15 protein-coding genes, 1 tRNA gene and 1 pseudogene are annotated in these 18664 nt (G+C 70.7%); 6 read left to right on the top strand and 11 right to left on the bottom strand.

Annotated features, from left to right (window positions below):
- Positions 1-62: 62 nt before the first annotated feature.
- On the top strand, positions 63-1214 hold the full coding sequence (locus ACFZB9_RS08090) for a serine hydrolase domain-containing protein (protein WP_391444744.1): 1152 nt from the start codon (positions 63-65) through the stop codon (positions 1212-1214).
- Between the two features lie 323 nt (positions 1215-1537).
- Here ACFZB9_RS08090 and ACFZB9_RS08095 read toward each other — a convergent pair.
- Positions 1538-1626, bottom strand: a tRNA-Gln gene (locus ACFZB9_RS08095).
- 264 nt (positions 1627-1890) lie between these two features.
- Here ACFZB9_RS08095 and ACFZB9_RS08100 point away from each other — a divergent pair.
- Both ACFZB9_RS08100 and ACFZB9_RS08105 read left to right on the top strand, forming a co-directional pair.
- Positions 1891-2256, top strand: coding sequence for a hypothetical protein (locus ACFZB9_RS08100; RefSeq protein ID WP_391444746.1), 366 nt, complete (start codon positions 1891-1893; stop codon positions 2254-2256).
- Positions 2257-2410: 154 nt separating this feature from the next.
- A complete protein-coding gene (locus ACFZB9_RS08105) occupies positions 2411-2932 on the top strand; it encodes a hypothetical protein (RefSeq protein WP_391444748.1) in 522 nt (173 codons plus the stop codon).
- 141 nt (positions 2933-3073) lie between these two features.
- On the opposite strand, the gene ACFZB9_RS08110 is transcribed toward ACFZB9_RS08105, so the two are convergent.
- The 7 genes and pseudogenes from ACFZB9_RS08110 to ACFZB9_RS08140 all read right to left on the bottom strand — a co-directional run bounded on the left by ACFZB9_RS08110 (position 3074) and on the right by ACFZB9_RS08140 (position 12610).
- The gene (locus ACFZB9_RS08110) at positions 3074-4426 is read right to left on the bottom strand and encodes a DUF4157 domain-containing protein (RefSeq protein ID WP_391444750.1); all 1353 of its coding nucleotides are present in this window, start codon (positions 4424-4426) and stop codon (positions 3074-3076) included.
- Between the two features lie 411 nt (positions 4427-4837).
- On the bottom strand, positions 4838-5443 hold the full coding sequence (locus ACFZB9_RS08115; protein WP_391444752.1) for an SGNH/GDSL hydrolase family protein: 606 nt from the start codon (positions 5441-5443) through the stop codon (positions 4838-4840).
- Positions 5444-5734: 291 nt separating this feature from the next.
- The gene (locus ACFZB9_RS08120; protein ID WP_391444754.1) at positions 5735-6241 is read right to left on the bottom strand and encodes a hypothetical protein; all 507 of its coding nucleotides are present in this window, start codon (positions 6239-6241) and stop codon (positions 5735-5737) included.
- Positions 6242-6278: 37 nt separating this feature from the next.
- Positions 6279-8282: pseudogene (locus tag ACFZB9_RS08125) on the bottom strand (galactose oxidase-like domain-containing protein); the annotation flags it as partial.
- 180 nt (positions 8283-8462) lie between these two features.
- On the bottom strand, positions 8463-10067 hold the full coding sequence (locus ACFZB9_RS08130; protein ID WP_391444756.1) for an ArnT family glycosyltransferase: 1605 nt from the start codon (positions 10065-10067) through the stop codon (positions 8463-8465).
- 158 nt (positions 10068-10225) lie between these two features.
- Positions 10226-11416, bottom strand: a complete 1191-nt coding sequence (locus ACFZB9_RS08135) for a glycosyltransferase (RefSeq protein WP_391444758.1) — start codon at positions 11414-11416, stop codon at positions 10226-10228.
- A 324-nt stretch (positions 11417-11740) separates the two neighbouring features.
- Positions 11741-12610, bottom strand: a complete 870-nt coding sequence (locus ACFZB9_RS08140; RefSeq protein WP_391444760.1) for an SDR family NAD(P)-dependent oxidoreductase — start codon at positions 12608-12610, stop codon at positions 11741-11743.
- Between the two features lie 58 nt (positions 12611-12668).
- Here ACFZB9_RS08140 and ACFZB9_RS08145 point away from each other — a divergent pair, with 58 nt between their 5' ends.
- Both ACFZB9_RS08145 and ACFZB9_RS08150 read left to right on the top strand, forming a co-directional pair.
- A complete protein-coding gene (locus ACFZB9_RS08145) occupies positions 12669-13343 on the top strand; it encodes a TetR family transcriptional regulator (protein WP_391444762.1) in 675 nt (224 codons plus the stop codon).
- Between the two features lie 79 nt (positions 13344-13422).
- On the top strand, positions 13423-14187 hold the full coding sequence (locus ACFZB9_RS08150) for a YqjF family protein (protein ID WP_391444764.1): 765 nt from the start codon (positions 13423-13425) through the stop codon (positions 14185-14187).
- Between the two features lie 74 nt (positions 14188-14261).
- Here the strand turns inward: ACFZB9_RS08150 and ACFZB9_RS08155 are convergent, their stop codons facing one another.
- Together ACFZB9_RS08155 and ACFZB9_RS08160 are read right to left on the bottom strand one after the other, a co-directional pair.
- Entirely contained in the window at positions 14262-15050 is a 789-nt protein-coding gene (locus ACFZB9_RS08155) for a hypothetical protein (protein WP_391444766.1), read from the bottom strand.
- Complete coding sequence (locus tag ACFZB9_RS08160) at positions 15034-16263, bottom strand: hypothetical protein (protein WP_391444768.1); 1230 nt, start codon at positions 16261-16263, stop codon at positions 15034-15036. The genes ACFZB9_RS08155 and ACFZB9_RS08160 overlap by 17 nt, the downstream gene beginning before the upstream one ends.
- A gap of 385 nt (positions 16264-16648) precedes the next feature.
- Here ACFZB9_RS08160 and ACFZB9_RS08165 point away from each other — a divergent pair, with 385 nt between their 5' ends.
- Positions 16649-18196 (top strand): Na+/H+ antiporter, encoded by a 1548-nt coding sequence (locus tag ACFZB9_RS08165; protein WP_391445187.1) that lies wholly within the window; start codon positions 16649-16651, stop codon positions 18194-18196.
- A 174-nt stretch (positions 18197-18370) separates the two neighbouring features.
- Here ACFZB9_RS08165 and ACFZB9_RS08170 read toward each other — a convergent pair whose 3' ends face one another.
- Entirely contained in the window at positions 18371-18562 is a 192-nt protein-coding gene (locus tag ACFZB9_RS08170; RefSeq protein ID WP_391444770.1) for a thiomuracin/GE37468 family thiazolyl RiPP peptide, read from the bottom strand.
- Positions 18563-18664 lie beyond the last annotated feature (102 nt).

An 18664-nucleotide genomic window follows, 5' to 3' on the forward strand; every position in this document is an offset into this window, starting at 1 on the left:
GCTGCTACGCTCGAAATCGACCCGAGAAAGCACCTGGCGCACTGGAACCGGAGGAAGCGATCATGGACACAAACATGGTGCAAGGTACGGTGGTTGACGGGTTCGAGCCCGTGCGCGAGGAGTTCGCCGCGGTCGCGGCCGAAGAGGGCGGCGACTACGCGGCGCAGCTCGTGGCCTACCGGCACGGGGAGCGGGTCGTCGACCTGTGGACGGGCCCTGCGGTCACCGCGGATTCACTGTTCGGCGCGTACTCCGCCTCCAAGGGCGCCACACATCTGGTCGTCGCCTCGCTCGTCCAGGACGGCGTACTGGACCTGGAGCGGACGGTCGGCCACTACTGGCCGCAGTTCGCGGTCGAGGGCAAGGGGGACCTGATGCTGCGCGACCTGCTGGCGCACCGGGCCGGCCTGGTCGGCGCGGACGCGGGGTTCACGATCGAGGAACTCGCCGACGACCGGATCGTCGCCGAGCGCCTCGGTGCGCAGCGCCCGTACTGGCGGCCGGGCACCGCGTTCGGTTACCACGCGCTGGTCATGGGGGCGCTCAGCGGCGAGGTGGTGCGCCGCGCCACCGGGCGCAGCGTCCAGGAGCTGTTCACCGAGCGCGTGCGCGACGCGTACGGAGTCGACTTCCACCTCGGACTGCCGCAGGAGCAGGAGTCCCGGTTCCTCAGTGCCCTGCCGATGCTGGCGACTCCCGAGCGGGTGGCCGCGCTGGCGGCGTCCGCGAGCAGCCCGAACAGCCTGTCCGGCATCGCCTTCAACCGCAATCACCCGCAGAACCCAGGGGTGTGGGAGCTGCCGAACTTCCAGCTGGTCCGGGCCTTGGGAACGGCCTCGTTCGGTGGGGTGGCCTCGGCACGCGGTCTGGCCCGGATGTACGCGGTCACGATCGGTTCGGTGGACGGCGCGGCCCCGCTGCTCAAGCCGGAGACCCTCGCGATGGCCGGGCAGATCCAGTCCGTCGGCCACGACGTGGTCCTCGGTGCGCAGAAGGCGTTCACCATCGGGTTCCACGCCACCTCCGAGTACTACCCCCAGCTCGGTCAGGGCTCGTTCGGCCACAGCGGCGCGGGCGGCCAGCAGGCCTTCGCCGACCCGCGCCACGGCATCGCCTACGGGTACACCCGTCGGCGCACTCCTTTCCCCGCCGCCGCCGGACCGGAGAACGACCGCCTGATCCGCGCCCTGTACGGGGCCGCCGCCGCACGCTGACTGTCCGCTGCTCACGGCCCACTGCTGACGGCCCACTACGGACGGCCCACCCGCCACAACCTCGGCGCGACCTACCGGCAGGCCAAACGCACCAACGACGCCATGACGGCACTCGAAGCCCTCAACACATTCAGGCGCGACCAGCCTTCGAGTTCGACGCGCAACCCGAAGCCGCCGAGAGCTACCGACAACGCGCTACCCGCAACGGCTTCCGCATATGAAGGCAGGCCACGGCCGGCACAGCAGCACCGACGCCTCAACGCCACTGGCTCCACGCCGTGACACGAGCTGTGGTCGGCGCACGCCCGAGTAATGCTGCCAGGCGGAGAAGGCAGGATTCGAACCTGCGTGGGCTTGCGCCCGACCGGGACCAGAGCCCCGGTCCCCGATCAACCACTCCGGGCACCTCTCCTCGGGACCGACCCGCCTCGCTTGCTGCGGTCCGTCCCTGTGCCACCAACTGTCGCCCACCATCCTGACCCGACGCTGACCCGCACCTGACGCCCGGCACGGTCGGACAGCTCCACTCCAACGACGGCGTCCTCCGTGACGCACGCGAGCTCCACATCGAGTACTGCGGCCAGTGGGACTCATGATCCGACAGACAGGACCCCACCGAGGGTCCGGAACGAGCGGTCAGCCGGCAGTGACGACGGACGCTGGTGATGTTCGGGCTGTGGCACCGTACGAGGAGGCCGATGTCATCTTCCACGGCGGTGAGATCGTGCCCGTCACCGCTGACGCCCGGCAGTCCACTGCCGGCCCCGAGGTGGTGGCCGTCAAGGACGGTGTCATCGTCCACGTCAGCGGCCACCGCCGGCTCCAAGGCCGCCAGCGCGGTCACCAGCTCCCCTGCCACCGCGGCGGCCTGCCGCAACGTGACGGTCCGCTCGACCGGTCCGGCGTGCGTCGCCACCCGGGCCAGCACGCGTGCGGCGCGCTGCGCCTCGGATTCGACCCGTGGGCCGAGCGCGGGGACGGGCCGCCCACCTCGGGACTCACGGAAGACCGCGACAGCAGGATGACCGGCGACCGGCGATGAGCCCATGGTTGAAGTACTCTGCCAGGGACACGCCAAACGAAACCTGCCGAACAGGCGAAGGAGGGCGGCAGCGGGTCGCCGGGGATCTGCCGCTCGAAGCAGCGACCGGGCCCCGCCCGTCCGATCCGGACCACGACAGTGACATCATGCGCCGGTGTTCTATCCAGACCTCACGCCGTACAGCTATGCGAACCACGGCCGGGACTCCTTCACCGACATGACGACCGGCTACCGGTCCGTCAGCTTCACCGCCCCCTACCAGCGGACCAACATCGGCTGGCTCGACGCGAAGGAGCCCTGGCCCGCCGGATCAGTCCCGGCGGCCTTCGCCGAGAAGCTGCAGGCCGTCCTTGCGGTCCAGGCCGTCAACGAGTGCCTCGGCCATCACGACTGCGACCTCTGCCCGGACGACCCACCGGCGGACCGGCAGACCTGGCGGCGGCCGGGCCACCTCCGCGCGTGCAGTGGAACCGGTGAGATCCGGGTGCCGGCGCAACCGGGAGGATCCGCCTTCGCCGCCCCGAGGCTGATCGGGCACTACGTGCTGGACCACGGCTACCGGCCCCCGCAGGAGTTCATCGACGCGGTGCTGGCCTTCGACCTGGACTGTCCCGCGGAGCCCGGGTGGGCCCGGTTCCCCTGGATACCGTCGGACGCGGAGGTCTCCGACGGGTGAGCCCGGGCCGGGGCTTGAGAGTGGTGGGCTCGCACGGTGAGGTGCCGCGCACAGGGCGTCCGAGCCGGCTCGGCTGACCTGACGGCGAACGCCGTGCGGGGGTGTCCGAGCGTGTCCGAAACCCGGCCCACGATCCGGGCGCTACACGGCCGGGTTGACCGGCTGTGGCACCGCCGCCGGGACGAGGTCCTGCGGCCGGGCCGGGTTGAGCGCGACAGTGAGCGGGTCGGTGCCGTGGAAGTACTGCTGCTGCCAGAACCCGTGGAAGGAGCGGCCCTCGTTGCCGACCGTGTAGATGCGGGCGGAGGCGGTGCTGTTGCCGGGCGCGGACCACACCTCAAGGGTCACGCAGTCGTTGCCGTCCCGGCCGACCACGGCGGCGGCGTGGTACGGGCTCATCTCCTCGTCCTCCGGGGTGTGCTGGGCGAGGATCACGAACGCCTGGCCCGCCTGCGGGGAGGCCGCGTGGTTGGACGGGCCCACGAAGCGGCGGGCCTGGGCGATGTTGGCCCCCTCCGACCGGCCGAACTTCTCCGAGCGGCTGCCCGCGCCCCACTGCACCTCGATGCGGCTGTGCTCGCTCGCCCCGGAGGCCAGCTCCCCGGCCCGGTTGTTGATCAGCTCCTCGGCGGCGTGCAGGCAGTCCTTCAGGACGAACCGGCCGATCTGGTACGGCTCGTACACCGCCCCGTTCACCTGCTGGGCCTGGAGGTTCTGCACCTGGCGCAGCACCGGCGCGACAAACTCGCCCTGCCGGATCCAGACCGTGGGGCCGTCGACGGTGACCGCGTACCTGCCGCTCTCCGAGACCCTCAGCCCACTGGCCGCGTCGTCCGCGTAGCGCTGCACATCGTTGGTCCGCCGGGCAACGGCGGTCTCGGTGGAGCGGGTGCGTGGGGCGGGGAGGCGGGCGGGGGCCGCTGCGGACATCACCCGGTGGGCGTTGGCCTCGGCAGCGCGCTCGAAGGCGTCCATGGGGTCGGAGACCCGCAGGCCGGAGCCGTTGTCCGTGCCCGCGACCTGCCCCGAGCGCTGCTGGACGACATGGGTGAGCTCGTGCGCGAGGGTGTGCTTGTCGCCGCCGCCCGCCCCGATCACGACATGGCTGCCCGAGGTGTAGGCGCGGGCGCCGATCTCGCTCGCGGAGCGCTGGGCAGCCGGGCCGGAGTGCACCCGTACATCGCTGAAGTCGGCGCCGCCGAAGCGGGATTCCATCTCGCCGCGCAGCCGCTCGTCCAACGGGCGGCCGGGAGAGCGCAGCACCTCGTGCACGCCGGAGGCGCGCTGCACCGGCCGGCCGTGACCGTCCGGGACCGGTACGCCGGTCTGTTCGCCGACCTGTTCGTCGCGTGAGCGCGCGATCCTGCGGGCGACCACGGCATTGCCCACCGTACGCTGCAGGCCCAGCAGTTGGCCGGCCGCGGCCGGGTGCTGCGCCCGGACCGTCGTGCTCTGCGCCGTCTCGGTCCTGTCCGTCTGCCTCTGCGCGCGCATGACGCCCCTTCCGGGAAGTCGTGGACATAGTCCCGTCCACTATGACCCACCCGCTCCCGGCGCGGAAGGGCGTTGACCGCGAAGGGGATTGACGGAGCGCAGGTGACGCGTCCGCCCCGCCCGCGTGGTGCTGTGCGGGCGGGGCGGAGCCGTACAGTTACCGGCGCGAGCCGATCACCACATCAGGTTGCAGCGTTGGTGGCGGTGTCGGCGTTCACCGTGAGCTGGACCGAACGGGTGTCGTTCCAGGCTGCGTTCAGTCTTTCGCCCAGGGACGACCTACCGGTCAGCGGGCTTGCTCGGGCAACTCTGCCCGCTCCGGGGGCGGCTCGGCAATATCCACAGCGATGGGAGAAGCCGTCACCCCTGGCCGCCTCACCGTGCGCGGGCTCTTCACCCCCGATGTCAGTCTCAGATGTCGGTGAGTTCGCCCAGGCCCAGGGTGCGAAGCGTGTGGTCGGCCATGTGCCGGTGGCCGACGGCGTTGGGGTGTGCGGGGTCGTCGAGCCACGGGATGGGGTCGCTGTCGGAGAAGCGGGCCAGCCAGTACGCCTCGTGGTCCACGAGCAGGGCGCCGGTGTCCGCGGCGATCTCGCGCACGGCCTGGCAGTAGGCGGGCAGTTCGGCCCGGGCGGCGCGGCCGGCCAGGCTGACCAGGACGGGCGTGTGCAGCACGATCTGTGCGCCACCGGCCCTGGCGATGATCGCACTCATCGACTCGCGGAATTCGGCGAGGCCCGCCAGTCCGGCGCGGGCGTCATTGGTGCCCAGCGAGATGGACAGGACGTCGGGGTCGAACCGGCCGATGAGGTGGTCGTAGGCGGCCAGGACGTCCTTGGCGCGCCAGGCAGACACGCCAGTGTTGACGACGATGTCGGTCAGCCGGTCGAGCTGCCAGCGGACCCGCTCGTGGACGTGCTCCACCCAGCCCCGGGCGCCGTGGGTGTGCAGGACCGCCTGGGTGATGCTGTCACCGGTCATGACCCAGGTCATCGGCCCGCTGGAGAGTTCGACCATGTGACTATCACCCTAAGAGTTCCGTGTCCGACTGCGACGTTCTGCACAACAACGAGAAGTTGATCATATGAACCGCTGCTCCGGTAGTGTCGCCGAGCCGCTCGGCTGGCCCTCGGCTGGTCCTCGGCTGGTCCCAACTCGCCCGACGCATCGCCTGACGCCCCGCCAGGCCGTCACGGCGAGGGGTGCCCCCGGCGACAACGCCCGGGGGCACCCCTCGTCCGGTTCGGGATCGCGACCGGCCCAGCCGCCAGCCCAGCCGCCGGCCCAGCCGCCGACTCAGCCGCCGACTCAGCCGCCGGCTCCCGCATCTCCGGGGTCGCAGGCGGTGCCGTCGTGGTTGGTGTCCAGTGAGAGCCGGTCGCGGCCGTGCACGGCCAGCGGCGGGTAGCCGTGCGCGAGCAGCCAGCGGCAGCCGGCGCCCGGGGCGGTGCCTGCCGCGGCCGGGAAGGTCCACGGGACGCAGACGTTGATGTCGCCGTAGGCGTGGTCGCAGCCGTCGGCGGTGGCCGGGACGGGCGTGCTGTCGGCCTGCGGGGGCGGCTGCTTCGCCGGGTCGTTCAGGCCCTGGGCGAAGTTCATGACGTGCGGGGCGGGCCGCTGCTGCGGCCCCTGTTGCTGGGCCGCACCCGCCGGCGCGGCACCGGTCAGCACCGTGCCCGACGGCGCCGGGTGGGACCGGGCGGTGGTGGCGGGCAGCGTCAGGGCCAGGGTCAGTCCTGCGGCGGCGGTGCCCAACGCCGCCAGCGCGACGGTCAGCGGGCCGGCGGCGCGGCGGCGCGGGGTCCTGGTGGTCACACGGTTCTCCTTTCCGTGAGAGGGGGTGGCGTCACATCAGGTGGATCCACTGCGCGACCGACGGCACGCCGTTCGCGTTGACCGCGAAGAGCATGTAGTACCCGGGCGGCGCGAGGTTGGGGTTGCTGGTCACGTTGAGGTTGACGCTGCCGTCCCCGTTGACGCTCAGCGGCAGGTCGACGAAGCGCTGGTTGGGGTCGGAGGAGTGCGTGACGGCGGCCGGGCGGATCAGCTCGGCGCGCACGATCGGCGCGTCCACCGTGATGTGCTGGCTGGACCCGTAGGACCACATGGTGTTGGCGACGCCGGTGATCTGCGGGCGGGCGCCGTGGTAGAGGTAGGGCGGAGTGTAGAGCGAGACGTGCATGTCGAAGCTGCCGTTGCCCGGGTTGTCGCCCACCGTCATCACCCGGCCGTCGGGCAGCAGGAAGGACGCGGAGTGGTAGGTCCGCGGGATCGGGTCGGTGGCCATCGCGGGCGTGAAGGTGTTGGTGGCCGGGTCGAACATGGAGGCCTCGAAGACCGGGTCGGCCCGGTTGTGCAGGCCGCCGTTGGTCTCGAAGACCTGGCCGTTGGGGAGCAGCACGGTGGAGACGTACATCTTGCCCTGGGCTCCGGTCTCCATGCTGCCGTCGCTCATCGTGCCCTGCGGCAGCAGCGGGCCGGGGGTGTAGGCGGGGCTGGCGGCCTTGAGGTCGATGATGTCGGTCTGCCGCCCGGCGTCCACGTTGGTGACGATGTTGCCGCCGCCCACGGTGAGCACGCGCTGGTCCTGGGCGGGCGGGAGCAGGACGCTCATCGACTGGTCGCGGGTGTCCTTGCTCTGCAGCCCGGGGACGTCGGTGATGGTGTTGGCGTTGTAGTCGTAGATCGAGGCGCCGCTGCCGGGGGTGCCGTTGCCGAAGACGTGGCTGCCGGTGTAGAAGAGCCGCCCGTCCTGCATCAGCACCATCGAGGGGTACAGGCCCCAGAAGTTCCAGCTCTGGTGCACCTTCCAGGTCGGCTGCCAGGCCTGTGCGGCGGTGGAGTACAGCTCGGTGGTGACGCTGCCGCTGGAGTCGCCGCGCAGGCCGCCGAAGCTGATGATGTCGCCGTCGCCCATCTCGGTGGCCGAGGGGTACCAGTGCCCGTCGTTCATGTCGTTGGTGCGGGTGTAGGTCTGGGTCGCCGGGTCGAAGACGTACCCGGTGTTGAGCCCCTCGTAGCCGTGGCTGGCGTCGGCGGCCGGGTAGGACTTGGTGCCGCCCACGATCAGCACCCGGCCGTCGGGCAGTTGGACGTGGCCGGAGCAGAACATGTCGGCGGGCGTGGGGATCTGGGTGAACGTGCCGCTGGACGGGTCGTAGACGGCCGAGGTGAAGGTGCCGGCGGCGAAGGCCATCGGGTCGTTGCCGGAGCCGGCCATCAGCAGCACCTTGCCGTTGTGCAGCACGATGGCGTGCATGCTGCGCACCGGGTTCAGGAACGGCATCACCTGCCAGGAGCCGGCGGTGCAGGCGCTGCCGGCCGTGCAGGCGGTGCCGGTGGCCGGGACGGTGGCGTCCTCCATGGTGTAGTCGTCGGTGGTCAGTGTGCCGTTGCCGTAGACGGTGACGCCCCAGCTGATCTGGTCGGTGTGCGGCGGGATGGCGGGGGTGCGCACGGTGGTGTGCGTGTAGGCCGTGGTGACCGGCAGGGTCTCCAGGTCGGTCCAGTACTGCCAGCCGCCGCCGACGTCGTGGCGGAACGCGGTGACCACGGTGTTCGGGGTCGTGGTGGTGTACCAGAGCCCGAGGTCGTACTGGTGGTTCGGGGTCACCGAGGGCGCGCAGGACGGGTTCTCCACCATCATGGCCTTGCGATCGCCGGTGGTGACGCCCGCGACGGTGATCCGCATGGCGTGGGTGCCGCTGTGCGCGTCGGAGGTGACGGAGTAGTCGACGGTGCCGTTGCCCCAGCCGGACTGCTCCCAGCAGACCGGGAACCCGTTGGCGTCCAGCGTTTCGAGTCCGGGGTCGACCAGCAGGTTGGCGCCGGCGAAGGCGGGCTGGGCGCCGAGCATCAGCGCCAGCAGCGCCAGCACCGCGACGTGGACCGGCACGGAGGACCGGGATCGGGACCGGGATCGGGGTGTACGTGTCGCGGGAGAGTGGGTCACGGGAGGGTGGGTCACAGGCAGGCTCCTCCGGGGGGCGGGGGCGGTCGGGGGCGGCTGGTTTTCCCAGGGCTCGAAGGACGGGCCTCAGGGCGAGGCGTCCTTGACGATCCGTCGGATCTCGATCCGGTCCGCCGCCGAGTCGCCGAAGGAGGCGAGGACGGTGGAGTGGGCGAGGGCCGCGCGGACGGTGGGCAGGTCCCCCGGGTCCTGGCGCAGGGTGGGGGTCGAGACGATGTAGTCGAGGCTGCGCCAGCCCTGCGGCAGGGTGCGCGCGACCGCCGGGTCGAGATCGACCTTGTAGAACCAGATCACCCCGGTGCCGGGTTCGAAACCGTCGCGGACCAGGTCCAGCCAGAGGGCGTCGTCCACGGTGATCCGGGTGTGCGCCGGGTCGGGGACGTTGGCGCGGATCCAGCGGGCGGCGGCGTCGTAGGGGGCGTTGGCGTCGGCGGTGAGCGCGGTGCGGTCGCCGGCGTACCAGCGCGGCACCGTCCAGCCGGCCGCGAGCGCGGCGGCCAGTACCACGACGGCCCAGCGCACCGGGCGCAGGCCGACCCGCGGGAGGGCGTGCAGCGCCAGGCGCACGCCCAGGTGGGCTGCGCCCGCCAGCGTGAGCGCCAGGAAGGGCAGCGCCTGGATCACGTACATCGCCGGCAGGTAGCCGGCACCCGGCCGCAGCACCACCACGGCCAGCAGCAGGACGGCCAGCGCGGGGGCACGCAGCCGGCGCGAGCAGAGCAGCGGCAGGGTGACGGCCAGGCCGCCGAGGATCAGCACCCGGTCGTAGTAGAGCCAGGAGTCCAGCACCCGGTGGGATCCCGTTCCGGGGGTCAGCATCGAGCCGGAGCCCGCGCGTTGGAGCTGGAAGAGCAGCCCGCCGAGCAGCGAGACGTGGCCCGGGCCCGGTATCAGCTCGCCCTTGAGGAGGGCGTACAGCGGGTAGCCCAGGCCCACCAGGGCCAGCGCGGTGCCGAAGCCGACCAGTGAGAACTTGCGGGTGGTCCGGTCGCAGTGCTGCCACAGCAGGAGCGCGACCGCGGGCAGCACCACCGCGACGGTCTCCTTGGAGAGCACCGCGACCCCGGCGCACAGGCCCGCGGCGACGTGGTGCCACAGGTGTTTGCGCGGGGAGGCGGCGAGCACGAAGGCGGCGAGCATCCAGAGCACCGCGAAGTTGTCCAGGAACAGTTCGCGCTGCAGACCGACCGCCAGCGGGCTGAGGCCGAACAGCAGCACGGCGAGCGCGGCGGACCAGCGGGGCAGGCCGAGCCGGCGGGCCAGCAGGTGGAGCAGCAGGGCGCTGACGGCGGTGACCGGCAGCATCGCGATCCGCAGCTCGGCGGTGAAGACGTGTTCCGGCGAGGCGAACAGGCCCGGCAGCCAGGAGAGCACGGCCAACTGCATCCAGCCGAGCGGCGGGTGGTCGTACCAGTAGGTGTAGGGAGCGAGCCCGTGGTGGTGCTGGACGGCCCAGGCCTGGGCGAGGTAGGTCCCCTCGTCGTCGCTGACGGCGGGGAATCCGGCGATGTTGCAGGCCTGCACCGCGAGGACGGCGGCCGTGACGGCGAGGGCGAGCGGGCCGTCGGGGCCCAGTCGGCGCAGCGAGCGCAGCGGGCGCTTCAGGAGGGGGGGCCGGATCTCCGGTGGGGTGATCGGCGCGCGGGAGGCCGTGCCCACAAGCGCGGTCAAGGGTTCTTCCTTCTCGACGGGTGGCCGACGGGCGGAAAGTGGTTCGAAAGGCCTGGGGCGACATCGTTCGACCCCGGATGATCGGGCGCGCGGACGATCTGCCGTACCCGCACCGTGGGAATTCCGGGGGCCGGCGACGGCGGATTTCTCCGCGGGAGTCAGCCCAGATGCGCGCCGACGTGTCTGGTCAACTCCCAGGCGTGCTGCCCGCGGTGCTCGCGCCAGACGGCGCGCAGCGCCGCCCCCGCCAGCACCACCTGGTAGAGCGGTCCGCCGGCGATCAGCTTGACGTAGTGCGTGGGGCGCACCCGCAGGCCGTACTGCACGCCGAAGTCGTGCAGGGCGACGGCCTCGAAGGCGAAGGTGGCCAGCGCGGGGACGGCCGGGACGAAGGAGAACATGGCCACCGAGACCGGCAGCTTGACGGTCAGCGCGAGCAGCAGGTCGATCGGGATCACCACGCCGGAGAAGGCCTGCAGGAAGGGCGTGGTGAGGGTCCAGCGGGCCAGCAGCCGCTGGCGCATCGAGGGCAGCCGCTGCCAGTCCTTCTTGCGGTAGACCTGCAGGAAGCCCTGGTTCCACCGGGTGCGCTGCTTGAGCAGGCTGTAGAGGGTGTCCGGGGTCTCCTCGCGGGTCACCATCGAGGAGTCGTAGGCGACCACCACCTTGGCACCCTGGCTGGACAGCCGCACGCCCAGGTCACAGTCCTCGGCCAGGCAGTTCTGGTCCCAGCCGCCGGCCGCGCGCAACACCTCGGTGCGGACGAAGACGGTGTTGCCGCCGAGCGGGATGAAGCCCTGGCTGGCGTGCAGGTGCAGCCGGCTGCGGAACCAGAAGAAGTACTCCAGGCAGTTGCGCAGGCTGTACCAGCTGGAGTGGAAGTTGATCAGCTGGACGCCGCCCTGCACCACCTGCGCGCCGCTGGCCCGGAAGGCGTGGTCGACGTGGCGGAGCAGCTCGGGGTGGACCTGGTCCTCGGCGTCGAAGACGCCCACCACCTCGCCCCGGCAGTACGGGAGGGCGGTGTTCAGCGCCTTCGGCTTGTTCTTGACCACGTGGGTGTCGGTGATCACCCGTACCCGGCCCGGCGCGTGCTCGGCCATCCGGGCCGCCACCTGCGCGGTCAGCGGGTCGTCGTGGCCGACGATGACGATGATCTCGTAGGCGGTGTGGCTGGATTCCAGCAGCCGTTTGACCGTGTGCTCCAGCACCTCCTGCTCGTGGCGGGCGGGCACCAGTAACGAGAATTCGAGGCCGCAGACGCCGTCCGCGGCGCCGAAACTCGTGCCGGCCAGCGTCTCCGGCGTTCGCCAGGCGTGCAGCATCCACCAGAGGGTCAGTGCCGCCATCCAGAACAGGATCCCGGATATCGCGATCATGAATAAGGAACTCAGCACCTTTCCCCCGTTCGCCACCCGGCATCCGCCGACGCCCACCCCGGACGTGCCCTGCTCTCATGGAGATTAAATACCCTTGACCATGGTTTGGTGGCGAGTTCCACAAATATTGTCCGGTTACCTACAGGTGGCCGCTACGCTGCGGCGGCGAAGGGCGGATCGCCCTCACCCGGGCCGCAGTTGAGGGCCCCCGTCGTGGCCCGGTGACCCGGGCACCCCCTTGCCCCGCGCCCCGCCGGCGTGCGGTGCGCGGGGCGCGGGGCTGCGGCCGGCTGGTCAGTGGGCGGGGTCGGGCGGGAACGGCGCGGGGTAGGGCTCGGAGAAGTCCGCCGAGCGGGCGACCTCGCGCCAGGTCGAGTCGTCCTGGAGGAGCCGGCGGTCCATGGCGATGGCGGCTTCGACCGCACCCACCCCCAGCGGCAGGTGGTGCGGGATGTCGCCCCGCTTGGCCATCCGCACCAGGATCTCGGCGGCGCGCACGGGGTCGCCGGCGGGGCCCTCGCTGTTCTGCCGCAGCCGGGCGTTGACGGCGCCGACCGTCTCGGCATAGGCGTCCGGGATGTCGCGGACGGTCATCGAGGGTCCGGCCCAGTCGGTGCGGAACCCGCTGGGCTCGACCACCAGGACCTTGATGCCGAAGGGGGCCAGCTCGGCGCGCAGCACCCGGCTGAACCCGTCGATGGCGAACTTGGCGGCCTGGTAGGAGGCGATGCCGGGGGAACCGCCGACCCTGCCGCCCACCGAGGAGAACTGCATGACCAGCCCGCTCTTCTGCTCGCGCAGCAGCGGGATCGCGGCCTTGGTGACGTTGTAGACGCCCCAGAAGTTCGTCTCGAACTGCGCGCGGAAGTCGCTCTCCTCGGTGGTCTCGATCGGCGAGACGTTGGCGTAGCCGGCGTTGTTCACCAGGACGTCGATGCGGCCGAAGTGCTGCCGCGCCTCGACCAGGGCCGTGCGGGCGGCCTCGGGGTCGGTCACGTCGAGGGCGATCGGGCGGATCCGGGCGCCGAAGCGCTCGGTCAGGTCGGCCAGTTGCTCGGGCCGCCGGGCGGTCGCGGCCACCGAGTCGCCCGCTTCGAGGGCCGCGTTGACGAGGGCGCGGCCGAAGCCGCGCGAGGAACCAGTGATGAACCAGGTCTGCTGCATGTACTTAGCAAAACACCGTTGCGCTAATAACGCAACAGCGTTCCGCTACTATCGTGGGATGAACGCCTCGGAGTTCCAGCGCGCCCGTTCGCCCGAGGCCAAGCGCCTGCGCGAAGCCTCGATCCTGGAGGCCGCCCGGGCACTCGGCCGCGAGCAGGGCATCCGGAGCATCACGCTGACGGACATCGCGGCGGCCGTGGGCATGCACAAGTCGGCCCTGCTGCGCTACTTCGAGACGCGCGAGGAGATCTTCCTGCTGCTGACCGCCGAGGGCTGGCAGGAGTGGTCGCAGGCGCTCACCGCGCGCCTGCGGGCGGACCCCGATCCGGGCCCGGCGGGCGTGGCGCAGGCATTCGCGGCGACCCTCGCCGCCCGCGGGCTCTTCTGCGACCTGCTCGCCCACGCGCCGCTCAACCTGGAGCGCAACGTCTCACTGGACGTGGTGCGCGATTTCAAGCTCGCCACGCTCGCCGCCCGCGGGCCGATCGTCGCCGCCGTCCGCGAGCTGCTGCCCGCCCTCGACGAGCAGCACGTCGGCGACCTGATCGCGACCGCCGTCGCACTGGCCGGGGCCCTGTGGCAGATCGCGACACCGCCCGCGGAGGTCGCCGCGCTGTACCGCAGCGACCCCCGCCTCGCCCACGCCGTCGTCGAGGTCGAACCCCGCCTGGCCCGGATCCTGACCGCGACGATCACCGGGATGGCCGAGCGGCGGGCCGAGCCGTGCGCCTGACCGGCGACGCCCCCGGCGGCGCGCGCTGTGGGCAGGGGCACCCGGGTCGGGGGGCGGCCGGGTGTGCGATGCTGCTTCGATGTCGCTCGTCCCTGCCCCTGCGGAGCCGATAACACCGGACCCCGTGCGCGAGGTGCCGGACACCCTGCTCACCCAGTCCTGGCTCGACCTGTCGTTCCTGCACTGGGCCGCCGACCCCGCCGACGTGGCGCCGCTGCTGCCGGCCGGGACCGTGCCCGACACCCGTGAAGGGCTCACCTACATCGGCCTGGTGGCGTTCCGGATGTACCGGGTGGGCTGGTTCAAGGTCCCCGGGATCCCGTACCTCGGCACCTTCCCGGAGACCAATGTGCGGCTCTACTCGGTGGACCGGCACGGTCGGCGCGGCGTGGCGTTCCGCTCGCTGGAGGCGTCCCGGCTGCTGCCGGTGGCGGTGGCGCGCGGCGCCTTCCGACTGCCCTACATGTGGGCGAAGATGGCGATCCACCGCGAGGGGGACACCATCGGCTACACCAGCGTCCGGCGCTGGCCCGGCCCGCGTGGCGCGAGCTCGCGGATCGCGGTGCGGATCGGCGAGCGGATCGAGGAGCCGACCGGGCTCGAACACTTCCTGACCGCCCGTTGGGGCATGCACAACGCCTTCTTCGGCCGGCCGGTGTACCTGCCCAACACCCACCCGCGCTGGCCGCTGCACCGGGCCGAACTCCTGCACTGCGAGGACGACCTGGTGAGCGCCGCCGGGCTGCCGGCGCCGGTGGGGCCGCCGGTGAGCGTGCTGTACTCCCCCGGTGTGCCGGTCCGATTCGGCCGCCCGGCCCGCTCGGGCGGCCTGCCCACACCCTGAGCCCCGAGCGCTGAGCGCTGAGCGCTGAGCCCCGAGCGCCAGGCGTCCGGAGGGTTGTGCAAAAGCCCTTGAGGTCAGACGGGCGGCATCAGATCGCTCTCGCTGATGGTGTACGTCAGCAGGGGGTAGCTGAAGTCCGTTTCATTGTTCTCACGGCGCCGTAGCCGGTAGAACTCGCGCCGCTGCTCGTCGTCGGCCGACATGAGGCGCGCACCCTGCCGGAGGTATACCTGTCCGTCGCGAAACCGAACGAATGTTTTTGACGTTCGAAAGGTTACGCCCAACCATTGGTTGTCCGCCGTCCGGACGCGCTTGTCCAATACGATTCTGTGCCTGAGCCGCCGATTCGAGTCGACAGAAAACGCGACGATACTGTTGTGGGCAAGAGGGATCTCGAACTTCTCGCCGCCGGACCCCTCTGATTCGAGGGACTCCTTTGATTCGAAGATCAGCTTCCTCGGCGGGCTCGCTTCGGGGTGTTGGTAGCAGGAGAAGACGGCGATAAACGACTCGTCGGCCAGATCGAGGGCCTGGTCGGAATGGCTGCCCATGGTTGTGTAAGCGTTCGTGTAGCTCTCGATGAGCGCGTTGTTGAAGCCGACCGAGAGCGCCGCACGTTCTTGAACCTGTTGCGCCAGCCGTTCGTGCACCGCACGGAAACGCTGCGTCGGGCTGCTGTACCGAGTGGTAGTACGTACGAGAGGCGCATCACCCGCCTCGTCGGTCTTCGTGAGCACGGCGCCTTGCCGGCCTTTTCCTACGTCCTCCAGACGAGCCGATGCGGACAGCTCCGCAAAGAGATTCTCCTCGGTCGGAAGAGTGCACGAGAGGATCTCGTCCGAGATCCTAGACCCGGGGGGCAAGGTAGTCTCCCGTGTTCATACTGAAGAGAAGTTCGTCGCCGTAGTCAATGAAGGACGAGGCCTTGTTCTCCTCGGCGTACAACCTGCGCAGCTCGTTCATGCCGGCCGGCGTGGGTGGCCCCAGCTCCACCAGATCTCCGGCCACTTTGAGGAACGTGTGGCCGTTCTTGTGAACGGCTTCGGCGCTCGAACAACGCACCACGTATCCCAGCCGGGTCGGGAGCAACTCGGCGTCCAACGCTGCGGGCCGGACTTCGTGCGTATACAAGCGGTTGGTGGACAGCGGCATGAAGAACACGGAGCCGGGGTGGAGTGTCAGGGTGAACTGCGGGGGGAGCGCGACCCCGTCGGGTTCTCCGGTCCGCTCCTTGAGGCGGAAGTGAAGTTTGGTCAGCCCGCTGGCACCCTTCACGCCGTAGTCGAAGGCGTCCTCGGCCAGGGGCTGCAGCTGGTCGAGCCGGTCATAGAAGGTGCAGAAGGCCATGATGCCATTGACGGGCATGTCCTTGGTCTTGTCGGCATGAGCCGAGATCTTGGCCTTGGACTGCTTGCGCTCGGCCGTGGCAAGGGAGTTGTGGTACACCTGGGCGAGGACGTGATTCAGCGGTGCCTGGTTCCGGAAGACCGCGGCGGCCTCGCGGTTCAGAGCCTCGACGATGCGCGTGTCGGTCGGTCGAAAGCTCTCGGTCGGCCCCGAGAGATTCGTGGAGCACCGAAGCAGACGGAAATGCAGTTCGTCACCGTCTCGTGTGACGGGCGTCAGATAGATTCCGCTGCGATGGGCCGTTCCAGGCTTGGTGGACTCCGTCAGGGACTGGAACGCGTGCTCCGCACGGATCCGTCCGAAGTGATCGGCGCCGAGTCCGAAAAAGCGGCGGTAGTACACGCCGACGCCGTGTACGCGGACAGGAACCCGGCCGAGATCGACGAGGGTCCAAGGTTCGTCGACGTTCTCGTGGTAACCGTGTGACAGCTCCCGGACCACGAATACCCGGGCAGCCGCATGCAGGTGGCGGCCGCTGATCCCGGTTATGTCGCCACACAGGTAGACGGTCTTCTGCGCGAGGTCGGGCGAACCGGAAGCAAGGGCCTCCGGCGTGATCATGGACCCGAAGAAGTCCCTGATCAAGTCGTTGTCCTGCACCGTCGAAGGCGCAACCAAGATGTTGCCCGTATCCTCGATGCAGGCTTCTGTCAGCTCTGTTGTGTGCATCAAACGGTACCTGCCTTCGCAGATCTCGGCGGATCTCTCAAAACCGTGGACACGGCAAACGGCCCGCACTCTTTCATTTGCGTTGCGAGGCGTAAACGAAAGGAGACGGACCGTTGAACCTTGATGCTCTCACGTGGCCTCGACAGCGGGCAACGGGCTCCGCTGTACGGGCGGGTGTGCGGAACTGCTCGACGAGGTCGTGAGCCGGGCGGACGGCCCGCGGCGATCGGTCCGAGGGCCCCTGTCCAGCCGCTGCGCTGCCGAGCACTGCTAAAGTCCCGATAAAAATTACCATCGGTGTGCCGGGAAGACTGGTCGGCTCGGGGGACGGCTGCTGCGATCGGGCGGCGGCGACCCCGTTCGTCGTGATGGGGTCTTGTCGCAGATGCGCGCCGTGGGGATCGTCCTCTTCCTGGTGGTCCTGGCCACCGCCGTGGCCACCTTCGCCCGGCGCTGGCGCGTACCCGCCCCCTCGCTGCTGGTGCTGGCCGGCCTCGGGGTCGCGCTGATACCGGGTGTGCCCGCGCTGCACATCCCGCCGCAGGCGATCGCGCTGGTCGTGCTGCCGCCCCTGCTGTACGCCTCCGCCGAGGAGTTGTCGCTGCGCGACCTGCGCACGGTCTGGAAGCCGGTCACGATCCTCGCCTTCGGCCTGGTCTTCGTCTCGGCCGCCGCCGTCGGCTTCGCGACGGTCGCGCTCACCGGCCTGCCGCCCGCGATGGCGTTCGTCCTCGGAGCCGTCCTCGCCTCCACCGACCCGGTCGCGGTCACCGCGCTCGGCCGCCGACTCGCCCTGCCGGGGCGGGTCCAGGTCCTGGTGCAGGCGGAGAGCCTGTTCAACGACGCCACCTCGCTGGTGCTGTTCAAGGTCGCCATCGGCATCGCGGTGGCCACGGGTGGCGCGGTGAACCTGCCTGCGGCAGGCGGGGAGTTCCTGCTGCTGGGAGGCGGCGGAAGCCTGATCGGCGCCGCCGTCGCCGGGCTCGGGTGGCTGATCCGCCGCCGCACGACGGACCCGGTGCTGGAAACGGTGATCGCCCTGATCACCCCGTACGCGGCCTACCTGGCGGCGGAGAGCGCGCACACCTCCGGCATCACCTCGGTCGTCGTCGCCGGCGTACTGCTCGGGCGGACCGGCCACCGGCTCACCGACGCCCACATACGCCTCCAACTGCACGCCGTCTACGCGGTGGTGGTGTTCATCCTGGAGAGTGTGGTGTTCAGCATCGTCGGCCTGGAGCTGCCCTCGCTGGTGCGGGGCCTGCCCACGGGCAGCGACTGGTGGCCGTTGCAGGCGCTGGCCCTGGCCGCCGTGCTGATCGCCGTCCGGGTGTTGTCGACCCTGCCGCTGACCCGGGCGGTCAAGCCCGCCCGGGGCCGACTGTCCTGGCGGGTGGCCGGGGTGGTGACCTGGGCCGGGACCCGCGGGGTGATGCCGCTGGCCGCGGCCCTGTCGATCCCACTCCTCGCGAGCAACGGCACCGCGCTGGCCGGGCGCCCCCTGGTGCTGGTCCTGACCACGGCGGTGGTGGTCTTCACCCTGGTCGTCCAGGGATTGAGCCTGGCGGCCGTGGTCAACCGCTCCGGCCTGGCCCTGGAGCCCGAGCACACCGCCCGCGAGGAGGCCGAGGCCCGCGACACCCTCGACCACGCCGCGCTCGACCACGTCGAGCAACTCGCCGCCCTGGAGGCCATGCCCGAGGCCGTGATCGACCGGGTCCGGCGCGGGCTCGGCGCCCGCCTCGACCGCAGCGTCGACGGCCCGGAGCACAGCACGCTCGACGCCACCTACCGCGAGCTGCGCCGCGAACTGATCTCCGTGCAGAACGCCGAACTGCGCCGCCTCTACGACCAGCACCGGATCAGCGACACCACCCGCCGGACGCTCCAGCACGACCTCGACCGCGAGGAGGCGGCACTCGGTCCCCGGTGAGCCCGGATGGATCGGACAGCCGCGCAGTGCCCTCGGGGAGTGCGGCACCGGGTGCGCGGTGGACCGGCGCTCCGGGTCGTGCCCTGATCGCCCTGGCCGGGGCGGGGACGTACTGAGCTCTAAACTGGACCAGCGCGTGCCGGGCGGACTGACCCCGCCCGGCACGCTACCGACTCAGGAACAGCTGCAGTTGCAGCAGTTCGGCGGCGGGGCACAGCAGAAGGACGCGCTGGCCTCGGTCATACCGTGGCCCGCCGTGAGCGACTGGCTCTGCTCGTCGCCGGCCAGCGAGGCCAGGTCAAGCTCCAACGCGAGGTCGGCGACCGCAGCAGCCAACGACGGCGAACCGTGCTTGAACTCGTTCATCAGAACCCTCCTTTTCTTGTGTGACGTGTTGTCAACAACCGGACTCCGTATCGGCGTCCGGTGTCGGACACTAGTTGAGGAATCGGGCTCTGGGAAGGGCAT

The organism is Kitasatospora sp. NPDC008050, assembly GCF_042957465.1.
Taxonomy (GTDB): domain Bacteria; phylum Actinomycetota; class Actinomycetes; order Streptomycetales; family Streptomycetaceae; genus Kitasatospora.